General features: G+C 74.7%; 12 protein-coding genes. 3 read left to right on the top strand and 9 right to left on the bottom strand.

What is annotated here, in order from left to right:
• Position 1: 1 nt before the first annotated feature.
• Entirely contained in the window at positions 2 to 262 is a 261-nt protein-coding gene (locus IRY44_RS05665; RefSeq protein ID WP_194799396.1) for a hypothetical protein, read from the bottom strand.
• Positions 263 to 272: 10 nt separating this feature from the next.
• The gene (locus tag IRY44_RS05670) at positions 273 to 671 is read right to left on the bottom strand and encodes a DUF2267 domain-containing protein (protein WP_135240288.1); all 399 of its coding nucleotides are present in this window, start codon (positions 669 to 671) and stop codon (positions 273 to 275) included.
• Positions 672 to 784: 113 nt separating this feature from the next.
• Between IRY44_RS05670 and IRY44_RS05675 the strand changes: the two genes are divergently transcribed.
• The 3 genes from IRY44_RS05675 to IRY44_RS05685 all read left to right on the top strand — a co-directional run bounded on the left by IRY44_RS05675 (position 785) and on the right by IRY44_RS05685 (position 3,623).
• On the top strand, positions 785 to 1,537 hold the full coding sequence (locus tag IRY44_RS05675; protein WP_194799397.1) for a dienelactone hydrolase family protein: 753 nt from the start codon (positions 785 to 787) through the stop codon (positions 1,535 to 1,537).
• Positions 1,538 to 1,601: 64 nt separating this feature from the next.
• Entirely contained in the window at positions 1,602 to 2,900 is a 1,299-nt protein-coding gene (locus tag IRY44_RS05680; RefSeq protein ID WP_194799398.1) for an aromatic acid exporter family protein, read from the top strand.
• Between the two features lie 9 nt (positions 2,901 to 2,909).
• Positions 2,910 to 3,623, top strand: a complete 714-nt coding sequence (locus IRY44_RS05685; RefSeq protein WP_194799399.1) for an RraA family protein — start codon at positions 2,910 to 2,912, stop codon at positions 3,621 to 3,623.
• Positions 3,624 to 3,628: 5 nt separating this feature from the next.
• Here IRY44_RS05685 and IRY44_RS05690 read toward each other — a convergent pair whose 3' ends face one another.
• From IRY44_RS05690 to IRY44_RS05720, 7 genes are all read right to left on the bottom strand, one after another.
• A complete protein-coding gene (locus tag IRY44_RS05690) occupies positions 3,629 to 4,255 on the bottom strand; it encodes a response regulator transcription factor (protein ID WP_194799400.1) in 627 nt (208 codons plus the stop codon).
• Positions 4,252 to 5,469: a histidine kinase gene (locus IRY44_RS05695; RefSeq protein ID WP_194799401.1), complete on the bottom strand. Its 1,218-nt coding sequence runs from the start codon at positions 5,467 to 5,469 to the stop codon at positions 4,252 to 4,254. The genes IRY44_RS05690 and IRY44_RS05695 overlap by 4 nt, the downstream gene beginning before the upstream one ends.
• Positions 5,470 to 5,478: 9 nt before the next feature.
• Complete coding sequence (locus tag IRY44_RS05700) at positions 5,479 to 5,931, bottom strand: ABA4-like family protein (RefSeq protein ID WP_194799402.1); 453 nt, start codon at positions 5,929 to 5,931, stop codon at positions 5,479 to 5,481.
• The gene (locus tag IRY44_RS05705) at positions 5,928 to 6,860 is read right to left on the bottom strand and encodes a hypothetical protein (RefSeq protein ID WP_194799403.1); all 933 of its coding nucleotides are present in this window, start codon (positions 6,858 to 6,860) and stop codon (positions 5,928 to 5,930) included. Before IRY44_RS05705 ends, IRY44_RS05700 begins: the two co-directional genes overlap by 4 nt.
• A gap of 105 nt (positions 6,861 to 6,965) precedes the next feature.
• The gene (dinB, locus tag IRY44_RS05710; RefSeq protein ID WP_194799404.1) at positions 6,966 to 8,153 is read right to left on the bottom strand and encodes a DNA polymerase IV; all 1,188 of its coding nucleotides are present in this window, start codon (positions 8,151 to 8,153) and stop codon (positions 6,966 to 6,968) included.
• Positions 8,154 to 8,251: 98 nt separating this feature from the next.
• Complete coding sequence (locus IRY44_RS05715) at positions 8,252 to 11,437, bottom strand: penicillin acylase family protein (protein WP_194799405.1); 3,186 nt, start codon at positions 11,435 to 11,437, stop codon at positions 8,252 to 8,254.
• Positions 11,438 to 11,695: 258 nt separating this feature from the next.
• Positions 11,696 to 12,829, bottom strand: coding sequence for an N-acetylmuramoyl-L-alanine amidase (locus IRY44_RS05720; protein ID WP_194799406.1), 1,134 nt, complete (start codon positions 12,827 to 12,829; stop codon positions 11,696 to 11,698).
• Between the last annotated feature and the right edge of the window lie 157 nt (positions 12,830 to 12,986).

Consider the following 12,986-nt stretch of genomic DNA (forward strand, 5'->3'; position numbering starts at 1 on the left):
GTCAGGCCCAGTGCTCCTCGTCGGGCAGCGGGATCTCCGTGTTCTGCTCCACCGCGTCGGCGGCGGTGAGGTCGTCGCGCACCGACTCGCCCAGGCCCGCCCGGTCGCTCGGCGCGCGCAGCACACCCTGCTCGGCCAGGTCCGCCTCGCTCGCCTCGGGCACCGCCGCGTCGACCGTGTCGGGTGGGCCGACGAGCGTCTCGTCCTGCCGCTGCTCCTGCGCGTCGGCCGCGGGCGGCCGGCGCAGCGCGTCCTCGCTCATCGCGCGCCCGTCACGCCGTACGCCGCACGTACGGCGCGCTCTGGTCGGCCACCTCGCCGTACTCGGCCGGGAGCTGCGTGACGACCTGAGCGTAGGCGGCCGGATCGACGGCGTCGCGCAGCACGTCGAACACGGCGGTGATGCCGTCCCGGGCGGCGTCCACGTCGACGTCGGCGCGTCCGCTCACCCGCTCCACGAACACGTCGAGCCCGAACGGTTCGGCGTCCTCGGCCGGGCCGAACGCGTACGCCCGCAGCGCCTCCGGCAGCCGATCGGCGAGGTCACGGGCCTCCCCGCCGTCGATCCGCTCGGCCAGCGTGGTCAAGGTCGCCCGGGTGATCGCGGTGGCCTGCTCCGCGGACGCGCCGCACCGCTGGGCCACCGCGCCGATGAACTGATCCTGGTCCATCTCGCCGCCTTCCTCCGCCGGGATCGCCGGATTCCCACGCTGGACCTCCGCAAACGGCCGCCGGGCCGGGGGGTAGCCTGCAGCGCGGAACCCGCAGCGAGGAGGCCCCGACAGTGCAGCCGACGACCGTGGACGTGCCCACCCCCGACGGAACCGCTGACGCCTACCTGGCCGTGCCGGAGGCCGGCGGGCCCTTCCCGGCCGTCCTGCTGTTCATGGACGCGTTCGGGCTGCGGCCCCGGGTCGCGGAGATGGCCGCCACGATCGCCGAGCGCGGGTACGTGGTGCTCGCCCCCAACCTGTTCCACCGCGCCGGCCGGGCCCCGCTGATCGACCTCGGCGCGCTCGCCGACGACAGCCGCCGCGGCGCCCTGTTCGAGAGCATCGGGCCGATGATGGCCGCGTTGACGCCGGACGCGGTGGCCCGCGACACCGCTGCCTACCTGGACTTCCTGGCCGCCCGGCCGGACGTCGCGCCGGGACCGGCGGTGATCACCGGCTACTGCATGGGCGGCACGAACGCGCTGCGCGCGATCGAGGCGCTGCCGGACCGGATCGCCGCGGTAGCAGCGTTCCACGCCGGCCGGGTGGTCACCGACGCCCCGGACAGCCCGCACCTGGCGCTCGGCGCGGTGACCGGTGAGCTCTACTTCGGGCACGCCGACGCCGACCCGTCGATGACCGCCGAGCAGATCGCCACGCTGGAGAAGACGCTCGACGCGGCCGGGGTGGCGTACCGCTCCGAGGTGTACGCCGGTGCCCGCCACGGCTACACCCAGTCGGACACCCCGATGTACGACGAGCAGGCCACGAAGCGGCACTGGACGGCGCTGTTCGACCTGCTCGACCGCACGTTCCGCAGCTGACCCGCACAAGGCGCGCGGGAGCACGGCGGACGATTCACCGGCCCGGAGGCGGGTAACCGCCGTCATGGCCGACCGCCGCGCCGACACCGTCCGCTCGCCCCTGGACCGGGCGGTCGAGCGGGGCGGTCTCGCGCTGTCCCGGGCCCGGGCCGAGGGTGGCGCGGCCGGCCGCAACCGGCTGCGCCAGTTGGAGATCACCGTGGTGATCTCCGTGCAGGCCGGGCTGGCCGCGGCGCTCGCCGCGCTGCTCGCCGACGAGCTGCTCGGCTCCGGCGCGCACGTCTTCGCCCCCGCGGCCGCGGTCGGCACCATCGCCACCGCCATCGGCCAGCGTGCCCGGCGCACGTTCGAGCTGCTCATCGGCGTCGGCCTCGGCATCCTGGTCGGTGACCTGCTGCGCGCGCTGCTGGGCAGCGGATCCTGGCAGACCGGCCTGGTGGTCACGCTGGCCATCGCCACCGCGCTGCTGGTGGCCGGGCGCGGCGGCGCGCTCGTCGGCCAGGCCGGCGGTACGGCGGTGCTGATCGCCACGCTCGCGCCGGTGCAGCCCGGCCTGGAGCTGCCCCGTATCTTCGACGCGCTGGTCGGCGGCCTGGTCGGCCTGTTCGTGGTGGCGCTGCTGCTGCCGGTCAACCCGATCCGGGTGCTGGACCGGGCGGTGGAACCGGTGGTCGCCCGGCTCACCGAGCGGCTCGACGCCGTCGCCCACGCGCTGACCCGCCGCGACGCCGACGCGGCCCAGCGCGCCCTGGAGGACCTGCGCGGGATCGAACCGGACATCGGGCGGCTCAACGACGCGCTCAGCGGGGCCGAGGAGGTGGTCACCATCGCGCCGGCCCGCTGGCACCGCCGCGCCCAGTTCCACAGGTACGCCGAAGCGACCCGGCACCTCGAACGCCTGGTGCTGTACGCCCGCTCGATCGCCCGCCGCTCCGCCACCGCGCTGCAGTACGACGAGCCGGTTCCGCCCGCGCTGCCCGACGCGGTGGCCCGCCTCGGCCAGGCGGTACGGGAGATGAAGCGGGCCTGCAAGTCCGGTGCGGACCTGGAAAGCACCCGGGAACTGGTCCGGTCCGGCGCCGAGCTGGCCGGGCGAGCCTGGTCGCAGGGCGTTCGCGCGTTCGGCGAGGCGATGATCAGCGACCTGCGGACCGCGCAGAGCGAGCTGCTGCGGGCCACCGGCTGCCGGCCCGAGGACGCAAACGGCAGTGTGCGCCGGGCCGCCGGCGCGGGGGAGTCGGAGGCGCGCCCGCCGGCCCGCGCCCGGATGAGCCGGCCGGTCCCGCGCCGGTCCGGCGTCCGGCACCGGCCGAAGGCCACCGGGCGTCAACTGGCACCTGCCCGGGCCGGTCCGGCTGGCTAGCGTCGGCGTATGGACATCCGTCACGACGCGCCGGCCGCGCGCTTCGCCGCGCTGAGCACCGCCCACGTCGCCGACGCCTGCCTGCGCGCCGGTGTCCCCGTCCGCTGCGCCCCGGCCGCCGTCGTCCCGGTGCTGCCCGGGCGGCGCCTGGCCGGCCGGGTGCGCCCGGCCCGGCACGTCGGCAGCGTGGACGTCTTCCTGGAGGCGATCGAGCAGGCCGCCGAGGGGGACGTGCTCGTCGTCGACGACGGCGGGCGCACCGATCGGGCCTGCGTCGGCGACCTGGTGGTGCTGGAGGCGCGGGCCGCCGGCCTGGCCGGGCTGGTGGTGTGGGGCGCGCACCGGGACACCGCGGACCTGGTCGCGGTCGGGCTGCCGGTGTTCAGCCTCGGCGCCACCCCGAGCGGGCCGTTGGAGCTGGACCCGCGCCCGGACGGGGCGCTGGCGCACGCCCGGGTCGGGCCGTTCACCGTCGGCCCGGGGGATCTGGCGCTGGCCGACGACGACGGTGTGCTGTTCGTACCCGCCGACCGGGCCGGGGAGCTGTTCGACCTGGCCGAGTCCATCCGGGACACCGAGCGGCGGCAGGCGGACCGGATCCGGGCCGGCGAGTCGCTGCGGTCGCAGGTCGGCTTCGCCGCCTACCTGGCGGCCCGGGAGGCGGATCCGGCGCTGACGTTCCGGGCGCACCTGCGGACGGTGGGCGGCGCGATCGAGGAGTGACCCGGTCAGCCGCCGCGCGCCCACAGCGCCAGGCGTACCCGGTTGGCGCTGCCGGTCTTGGTCATCAGGCTGGTGATGTGCGTCTTCACTGTGGTCACCCCGATGTGCAGCCGTTCGGCGATCTCGGTGTTCGACAGGCCGTCGGCGACCAGGTCCAGCACGTCCCGCTCGCGGGCGGTCAGGTCGGCCGTCCGCCGGGGCGCGCCGGCGCGGGCGTGCACCGCGCGGTCGACCAGCCGGCGCAGCACGTCCGGGCTGAACGGGCTGTCGCCGGCGGCGGCGCGGCGGACGCCGTCGAGCAGGTCGGCCGGGGGCGCGTCCTTGAGCAGGAACCCGCAGGCGCCGGCGGTCAGCGCGGGATAGAGGTGGTCGTCGTCGCCGAACGTGGTGAGCACCATGATCCGGGTGACGGGCCGGTCGGCGAGGATCCGGCTGGTCGCGGTGATCCCGTCGACGCCGGGCATCCGCAGGTCCATCACCACCACGTCGGGGCGTAGCCGGGCGGCCAGGGCGACCGCGTCCCGGCCGTTGTCGGCCTCACCGACCACCTCGAGGTCGGGCTGGGCGTCGCAGAGCATCCGCAGGCCGGCCCGGATGAGGTGCTGGTCGTCGACCAGCAGCACCCGGATCACGCCGGCTCCGGCGTGCCCGCGCGGGGCCGGGGCGCCTGGCGGGCGGGCCCGGCCGCCGGCAGCACGGTACGGACCCGCCAGCCGGACCCGGTGGGCCCGGCCTCCAGCCGCCCGCCGAGCACCTCGACCCGTTCCCGCATGCCGACGATGCCGTGGCCGCCGCCTGCGGGCACCCCGGCCGGCGCGGCGCCCCGGCCGTCGTCGGTGACCGCCCAGTGCACCGCGTCGTCCTCGACCGACACGCTCAGGTGTGCGCGGGCCGCCGCGCCGGCGTGCTTCGCCACGTTCGTCAACGCCTCCTGGGTCAGTCGCAGCACCGCCTGGCCGCGTACCGCGTCGAGGGTGCCGACGGCCGGGTCGATGTCGGCCTCGACGACGACGCCGGCCTGCCGGGCCCGGTCGACCGCCGCGCCGAGCGCGGCCGGCAGCGCCGACGGCTCGATCGCGGTCAGCGCGGCGTCGCCGCGGACGCCGTCCGGGTCGCGCAGCACCGCCACCAGCCGCCGCAGGTCGGTCAGCGCGGCGGTGCCGGTGGCGTGCACGTCGTCGAACACCTCGCCGACCCGGGGATCCAGGTCGGGCAGGACGTGCCGGGCCACCCCGACCCGCAGCACCATCGACGCGACGTGGTGCGCGAGCACGTCGTGCAGCTCGCGGGCGATGGCGCCGCGCTCGTCGGCGCGGGCCGCCCGGCTCTCCGACTCGCGCCGGCGCCGCTCCGCCTCGGCCCGCTCCTCGGCCTGCCGCCCGAGTTCCCGGGTGGTCCGCACGACCAGTCCGAGCAGCAGCGGCAGGCCGACGGTGACGGCCAGCCCGAACAGGCCGGTGAACGCCGCGCGGACCGGTAGCCCGATCAGGTCGGTAAGGTCGACGGCGGCGAGCAGCCCGGCGCCGAGCCAGATCGTGCGTGGCCGGGTGGCCCGCATGGTCAGCTCCAGCAGCGCCCAGCTCGCACCGACCTGGTTGATCACCACGTCGTCGACCAGCACGAGCGCGGCGACCAGCAGCGCCGACTGGAGCAGCAGGTTGAGCAGCGGCCGGCGGTGGCACAGCAGGGCCAGCAGGAACGCCGGGACCGCCAGCGCCCATTGCGTACCGGTGGCGGCCGAGTTCCCGTGCGGACCGAAGACCATGTAGCCGATGCCGCTGAGATCCAGCAGCAGGACACGCGCGAACGTGTCCCGCGCGTCGAACAACCGACCGGCCCAGCCCACCGCGTCAGCCTAGGCAACCGGTGCGGCCGCAGCCACCGCGTTCGCCGGCCGCCGCCACGCGGAGCGCAGTCCGAGGTGGACGGCCAGCCCGATCGGGCCGAGCAGGACGGTGAGCAGCAGCACCGGGGCGGTGAGCAGGGCCGGCAGCCCTCGCTCCCGCGCGTCCTGCCAGATCCACCTGCCGACGAACAGGTCGAAGGCGATCATGTGGGCCCAGGCCGCCGCCGCGCCGTCGGCGGTGCCGAGCAGGTCCCGCAGGCCGTCGAGCGTGGGCGCGGTCACCACCGGCAGCACCGTGCCGAGCGCGGGGAGCACCAGGGCCGCGTAGACGAGCAGCACCGGCGCCACGATCAGCGGCGAGCCGACGATCCGGCCGGTCCAGGACCAGCGCGGCACCAGGATCATCAGCGCCCAGAACGGGGCCGCGAGCGCGAACGTCAGACTGAACAGCGCGGTGCTCATCCGACCAGCACCACCTCGGTACGGCGGGCCCGGCGGGCCAGCACCAGCGCGGTGGCCGCCGCCGTGGCCACGACCAGCGCGGCCGCCGCGGCGAGCGTGAGCCCGTCCGGCGCGAGCAGCGGCTGCCCGCGCAGGGCCTGGGCGGTCACCAGCAGCGTCAGTGCCGCGTACGCGGCCCCGCCGACGAGCACCAGCCGGGCCCGGGTCAGCTCGTCCAGCCGCCTGCCGAGGAACCGGTCGAGCAGGATCGCCAGCAGCGGCAGCGCCTGCAACGCGTGCATGCCGACGAAGTGCCCGACGCGCAGGTCGCCGCCGGTGGTGCTCCAGCCGACCAGCGGTAGCCCCGGGCCGCCGTCCGGTACACCGACGCTGTGCGCTCCGCTGATCCCGGCGGGCGCGCCGGCCGGCTGCTGCGCCACCATCGGGAACGCGACGAGCATGCCGAGCAGGGACACGGCGAGGCCGAGCCGGACCGCGTAGCCGCCGGCCCGGTCGGCGAGGGACCGGCGGGACAGCACGACCGCCAGCACGAGCTGGGCGGCGAACAGGACGGTGATCGCTGCGCCCATGACGCTGAACAGCGCCGCGTCCAGCGTGGTGGTTTCGTTGTAGTGACTGGTGGTGCCCCGGAGCACCTGACCCACGATGACGACCATCTCCACCACGGACATGGCCACGATCACGGTGGCGGCCCGCTCGGCCGCCCGGCTGCGGCGGGGCAGCAGGGACAGCATCCAGGCCAGCGTGACGCCGTAGAGGACGAACGAGATCGCGAACTTCAGCGGCTTGAGCCAGATCGGCGCGCCGGTCAACACGCGCGGGTCGGCCACGACGCCGACCGCGGCGACGACGGTGAGCACCGTCATCGCGGACACGAGGAGCATCAGGGGGCGGTGCCATCCGGCCGCCCGGTTCCGTACGGTAGTCATGCCTCTAGATGCTCGTGACGGACCGGGCCGATCGCGCCCGCCCGCAGGCCGCGTTCGCGGCCACGGGTCGGAGGGCGTCTCCTACCCGGGGAGGAGGCCGGACGGTCAGTCCGGCAGCCGGGGCATCTCGACGCCCGGGTCGCGGCCGAGCAGCACCCCGCGGGTCAGCGCCCGCGAGCCGAAGCGGTCCCGCACCGCGTCGACGGCGGCGTCCAGCGCCGGGCCGGGTTCGGCGGTGAACGGCAGGGTGAGCTGCGTGTGCCCGGCACCGAGGTTGCCCACCGAGACGCCGAGCAGCGTGACGCCCCGCTCCGCGATCTGCGGCAGCGCGGCGCGCAGCAGGTCACGGGCGGCGGCCCGCAGCGGCCCGGTCTGCGCGGTCGGCTCGTCGAGCGTGTGCGACCGGGTGGCGCGGGTGTAGTCGGCGAAGCGCAGCCGCAGCGTCACCGTGCGGCCGGTGCGGCGGGCGGCGCGCATCCGGCCGGTGACCCGGTCGACCAGCCCGGCCAGCACCGCGTCCAGGTCGGCGGGGGAGTGCGGGCCGCGTCCCAGCGCGTGCTGCGCGCCCATCGAGGAGCGGCGGCGGCCCACCTGAACCGCCCGTGGGTCGCGGTTGTGGGCCAGCGCGTGCAGGTGCCGGCCGGCGCCCGCGCCGAGCAGCGACACCAGCGCCGGCTCGTCCAGCCGGGCCACCTGCCCGACGGTACGGATGCCGCGGTCGCGCAGCCGCGCGGCGGTGACCGGGCCGACGCCCCACAGCCGTTCGACAGGCAGCGGGTGCAGGAACGCCAGTTCCCGGTCCGGCTCCACGACCAGCAGCCCGTCCGGCTTCGCCACGCCGCTTGCGACCTTCGCCAGGAACTTCGTCCGGGCCACGCCGACGGTGATCGGCAGGCCGACCTCTCGGCGTACCCGCTCCCGCAGCGTGGCCGCGACGGCGGCCGGCGTTCCGGCGAGCCGCCGCAGCCCACCCACGTCGAGGAACGCCTCGTCGATGCTGAGCCCTTCGACGAGCGGGGTGGTGTGCCGGAAGATCTCGAACACCGCCCGGCTGGCGGCCGTGTACGCGGCCATCCGGGGCGGCACCACGACGGCGTCCGGGCAGAGCCGCCGCGCCTGCCGGCCGCCCATCGCGCTGCGCACGCCCCGGGCCTTGGCCTCGTAGCTGCACGCGAGCACCACGCCGCCGCCGACGATCACCGGCCGGCCGCGCAGCCGGGGGTCGTCGCGCTGCTCGACCGAGGCGTAGAACGCGTCCAGGTCGGCGTGCAGGATGGTGGCCTCGCTCGACACCCCGCCATACTCGCACACATGTTCGAATGAGCGCGGCTGACCTGCCTGGATACACGCGACCGGCCGACGGGAGCACCCGCCGGCCGGTCGCGTGCGCCTCACCGTCCGTAGACCTCGAACTCGTAGAGCGAGAAGCCGTACGAGGTGGCCCGGGTGACGCCGTACATCCGCACGTATCGTGCGCTGACCGGGGCGAACGTCACGTTGTCGACGCCGCCGTTGCCGGTGGTGGTGCTGAACACCGGCTGCCAGGAGTTGCCGTCGGCGGAGACCTCGATCCGGTAGCCGGTGGCGTACGCGGCCTCCCACCGCAGCACCGCCCGGCTGATCGTCCGGGCCGAGCCGAGGTCCACCCGCAGCCACTGGTTGTCGTTGTAGCTGCTGGCCCACCGGGTGCCGAGGCTGCCGTCGACCGCCTTCGCCGGGGTGTTGCTGGTCAGGAACTGCGTGCTGGACGCGGTGGCGGTACGGCCCTGCGCCAGGTTGGTCACCGCGTCGCCCCGGCGCGCCGGGAACGAGACGACCTGCTGGTATGTGGGCCGGTTCTGCCAGGCGATCAGCGGGTGGGTGATGCCGCCGAGCCCGGACTGGGCGATCGAGTCGGCGCACCACTGGTCGCCGGCACCGCACGACGAGTCGCCCGGGTAGACGGTGGTCGCCGGCGCCGCCGCGGCCTGGCCGAGCGTGTCGAGCAGCGCCTGCCGGCACGCGCCCAGGTTGCCGTTGCCGCAGTACGTGCGCCCGAGGCCGCCGGCCACCGGGTCGCCGAGCACGGCCCGCAGGTCCTTGTCGACGTAACCCCACCAGCCGTACTGGAACGCCGAGCCCTTGTGCGCCTGGCCCTGCGCCGCCCAGCTCACGGTGCCGTCGCGGGCGCCGTTCTGGCCGCCCGAGGGCGCCTCGTTGACCTGGAGGGCGCCGACGAGCGCGCCGTACAGGTCGGGGCCGAGGCCGGGGCGGAACTGCGCCGCGGCGAGCAGCGGCCACCAGGCGTCGAAGATCCGGATCGCCTCGGCGTGCTGGTAGACCTTCGACCCGGGTGACGTCTCCACCCGCCGCGACCCGGCCTGCTGCCAGGCCCGCAGCTTTGTCACCGCGGCGGCCAGTGTCGGGTCGGTGACCGGCGTGCTGTCGAGCACCCGTAGCAGTTCGCCGAGCACCTGCTGGCCGCGCAGGTCGGTCACCGCCGCCTCGGCGGTGATCCGCACGATGTCGGCGCGGCCTACCTTGCGCTGGGCGATGGCCGCCTTCACCGGACCGTCGAGCAGCTGACCCCGGTGCACCGCGCCGTAGCTGAAGTTGCCGTCGGCCGCGCCGAAGTCACGCGCCTGCTTGTTGTTCCAGCTGACGTAGTAGTCCTGGTTGACCGACTGCGGGTGGGCCGACGCCGGGGCGTACGTGGCGTCGTTGGTGTCCGGGTTCCAGCCGGCCCACTCGTACGCCGGCTCCGCCTTCATCGGCAGGTTCGGGTCGGAGGTGGAGGAGCGCACCGGGTTCGAGCCGGAGTTGTAGTACGCCGCCTCGGTCGAGTTGACGTAGAACCAGTTGAACGCGTACCCGACGCTGGCCGCGGACGCCTGGAACGCCGCCGCGCTGCCCATCGCCGCCGGGTCGTTGTACGCCTGGAAGCCGATCGCCGAGTCGGCCTCGTGCCGGTAGGTGGAGCGCAGCTTGGTGAACGCGGTGGGCTGCCCGTTCACCAGGCCCCGGTAGGACACCAGTCCGTACTTGGTGCGCAGCGCGCGCAGCGTGTACGCGCCGGCCGGGGTGGAGTCGGCGAGCGTCGGAGACCAGGAGTTGCGCTTCTCCAGCACCTCCATCGCGACGCACTGGCCGCGGAAGAGGTAGCGGTTGGAGCGCAGCGTCGGCGCGCTGCCGTCGGTGGTGCACAGCGGCACCGCGTACGTGTCGGTCAGGTCCTGCGAGGCGGAGGTGGCGCTCCACGCGTAGTCCTGGCCGCGGCCGAGCAGCACGTAGAGGTTCAGCCCGGCGAACGCCGCGCCGCGGGCGCTGATCCCCGGCCCCTGGAGTTCCTGGAGCATGAGCAGCTGCGGAGCGAAGTAGCCGGTCTGCGGGCCGAACACGGCCACCGGGTTGCCGGTGGTGGTGTGCCGGCCGGAGACCACCACGGCGTTGGACATGCCGTGCGCCCGCAGGTTGGACAGGCCGCCGACCAGGTCCTTGGTGGCGGCGCTGGTGCCGGTGCGGGCGGCGGCCCCGCCGGTGGCGTCGTACGCGAGCGGCTCGGCGACCACGGTGCCGGCGTCGGGCAGCACCGCGCTGGTGGCACCGGGCGGTGTCGCGCCGTACGGGAAGCTCTGCCCGTCGTGCAGCGTCAGCACGGTCTCCGGGTCGTTCTGGGAGCGGAACGCCGCCCAGACCCGGTCGCCCTCGGTCGGGCCGTACTTGGCCCGGGCGGCCACCCGCACCAGCGCGGACTGCACCTCGCTGCCGCCGCCCCCGCCGAACAGCCCGCCGATGACACCGGCGGTGGCGATCAGGTCGGTCATGGTGAAGTGCTTCGGCTTCCCGGCGCCGGTGAGCACGTACTCGCCGGGGTAGTTGTCGTCGGCGATCGACTTGTCGATGTAGGCGTTGATGCCGGCGATGTAGTCGACGACGTCGGTGTAGAGCTGCTGGCCCCGGGTGCCCTTGAGGCGCAGCGCGTCCACCTGGGCCTGGAGGTCCGCCTCGGTGTAGGGCGAGTTGGCCCAGACGCTCTGCTCCAGCTCGCGATTGCCCGGCGCGCCGCCGGCGAACGAGCTGACGTTGCCGCGGCCGACGTGCCGCAGCAGGTCCATCACCCAGAGCCGGTCCTGGGCTCCGGCGTACCCGGCGCCGAACATGGTGCCGGAGCGCGTGGTGCCGGTGACGTGCGGGACGCCGGTGGCCTTGTCCCGCACGATGGTGACGTCCGAACGCGGCGAGATCCTGCTCTCGACCTGCGCATCGGGGACGCCGAACGAGGCGTCGTTGTAGAAGTGGGCGATCTGCTCGTCGGTCAACCCGGCGTAGTTGTAGACCAGGTTGGCGTACTCGTCGAGCTGGTCGCTTGAGTGCGCGGGGCGGGTGCCGAGCGCCTGGTGGGCCAGGATGCCGGCCAGCGTGGCGTTGCCGTTCTGCCCGGGGGGCAGGATGTCGGCGCACTGACCGAGGCAGTAGTCGTCGGGGGTGAACGTGGTGGCGGCGAGCGCCGGTGACGGCGGGATGACCGTCAGGACGCTCGCGGTGAGGGCGGCGGCGGTGAGCGCCGCGAGGCGGGCACGGATGGCGGGTAATGGCATGGCGATCCTCCGGGGACGCGGAGTAGGGCCGTTCGGTACGCCCGGCTGACGGCGTCTCGGCCTCCGTGCCCGGGCGTTCTGCCCGGAGGTGAGAATGACTCATATCTATCTGCGGGCAATGATCGGCGCACCACAGCCGTCCGGGATAGCCGTCGTTCACCAGTCGTCAATGCCGACGTTTCGCCGCGATCCGTCCCGCAACGACGCGGTGGGGGTGGCGCCGTTGCCACCCCCACCGCTCTCCCCGCCGGTGCGCCGTCAGTGCTTGTGGAACGACTGGCGCACCACACCCCCCACCAGCGCGCACCAGGTAGTGGTGCTGATCTTGCCGTTGGGCGGTAGTCCGTGCAGGCGCTGGAGGTCCTTCACCGCCGTGCGGGTCGCGTGGTCGTACTCGCCGGTCGGGGTGACCTCGGCGTAGCCCTTGGAGGCGAGCATGGACTGCGCGGCCACCACCGGGACGCCCGACGACTTCTGGTCCAGCTCCGGGGCCAGGGTCTCCCAGGTCGGCGCCGTGAGCGTGGCGTCGACGTCGACCGGGATGCCGTTGCGCGCCTGCCAGTCCTGCACCGCGGCGACCGTGGCCGCGTCGAACACGCCGTTCACCGGCACGGCGTAGCCGCGGAACGTGAGCAGGTACTGCGCGACCTGGACCACCGGGCCGCCGACGAAACGCCAGATGTCCGGCCAGCGACGGGCCGGCACGTCGCCCAGCTTCGTGCCCAGCTTCTGGAAGACCGCGCGGCGCAGCGCCGGGAACTCCCGGTAGAACATCGCGCCGGGGCAGAGCGTGGCGCGGAAGTCCCAGTGACCGAAGATGTCGTGCGCGTGCAGCCCGTACTGCCGGCAGATCGCGGTGCACAGCCGGGCGAGGGAGTCGAGCAGCTCCTCCGGCGGCGTCTCGGTGACGTAGGTGCCCTCGTTCTCGATGCCGATGGCCCGCCCGTTCTCGCCCGGGCAGTGCGCGGCGATCATCTGCCGGTCGCCGGCCCGCAGCCGGTCCAGGCTGCCGTGGCGTCCCTCCAGGACGTGACCGCCGCGGCTCACCGTGAAGTGCTGCCCGGTGTCGGACCAGCCGTTGCCGTCCATGTGCAGGTCCTGGCAGTCGCGGGCGAGCTGCTTGGCGTGCTCCTCGGAGTAGTCCGTGACGTTCGGGAACGCCATGTGGTGCACGATGATCTTGTTGGTCGGGATCGCGCTCACCGACAGCGGGTCGGCCGGCGGGCGGGCGGCCCACTCGTCACAGCTGATGATCCAGTCGAGGTCCGCGCCCGGCGCGGCCTGCGCGGCGGCCGGCCGGGCGAGCTCACTGCCGACGACCGCGACCGCTGCGGCGCCGAGGCCGGCCCGCAGCAGCGTACGGCGGTCCAGCTCGGGGTGGTCGAAGTGCATCTCGCCTCCTCGATGGCCCGGCCGGCGCCGGGCGATGTAAAGGAACTGCAACGACTGCGCGCGTGGTGGAGAATATTGCCAAGCTCGCGCGGCGCGCCAGAGGACAAAAGCGACGTTCGCCGGCCGGTGAGCCGGTTGCTCCTACCGCCGGAGTAGG

This window comes from Micromonospora sp. ANENR4 (assembly GCF_015354395.1).
Taxonomy (GTDB): domain Bacteria; phylum Actinomycetota; class Actinomycetes; order Mycobacteriales; family Micromonosporaceae; genus Micromonospora; species Micromonospora aurantiaca.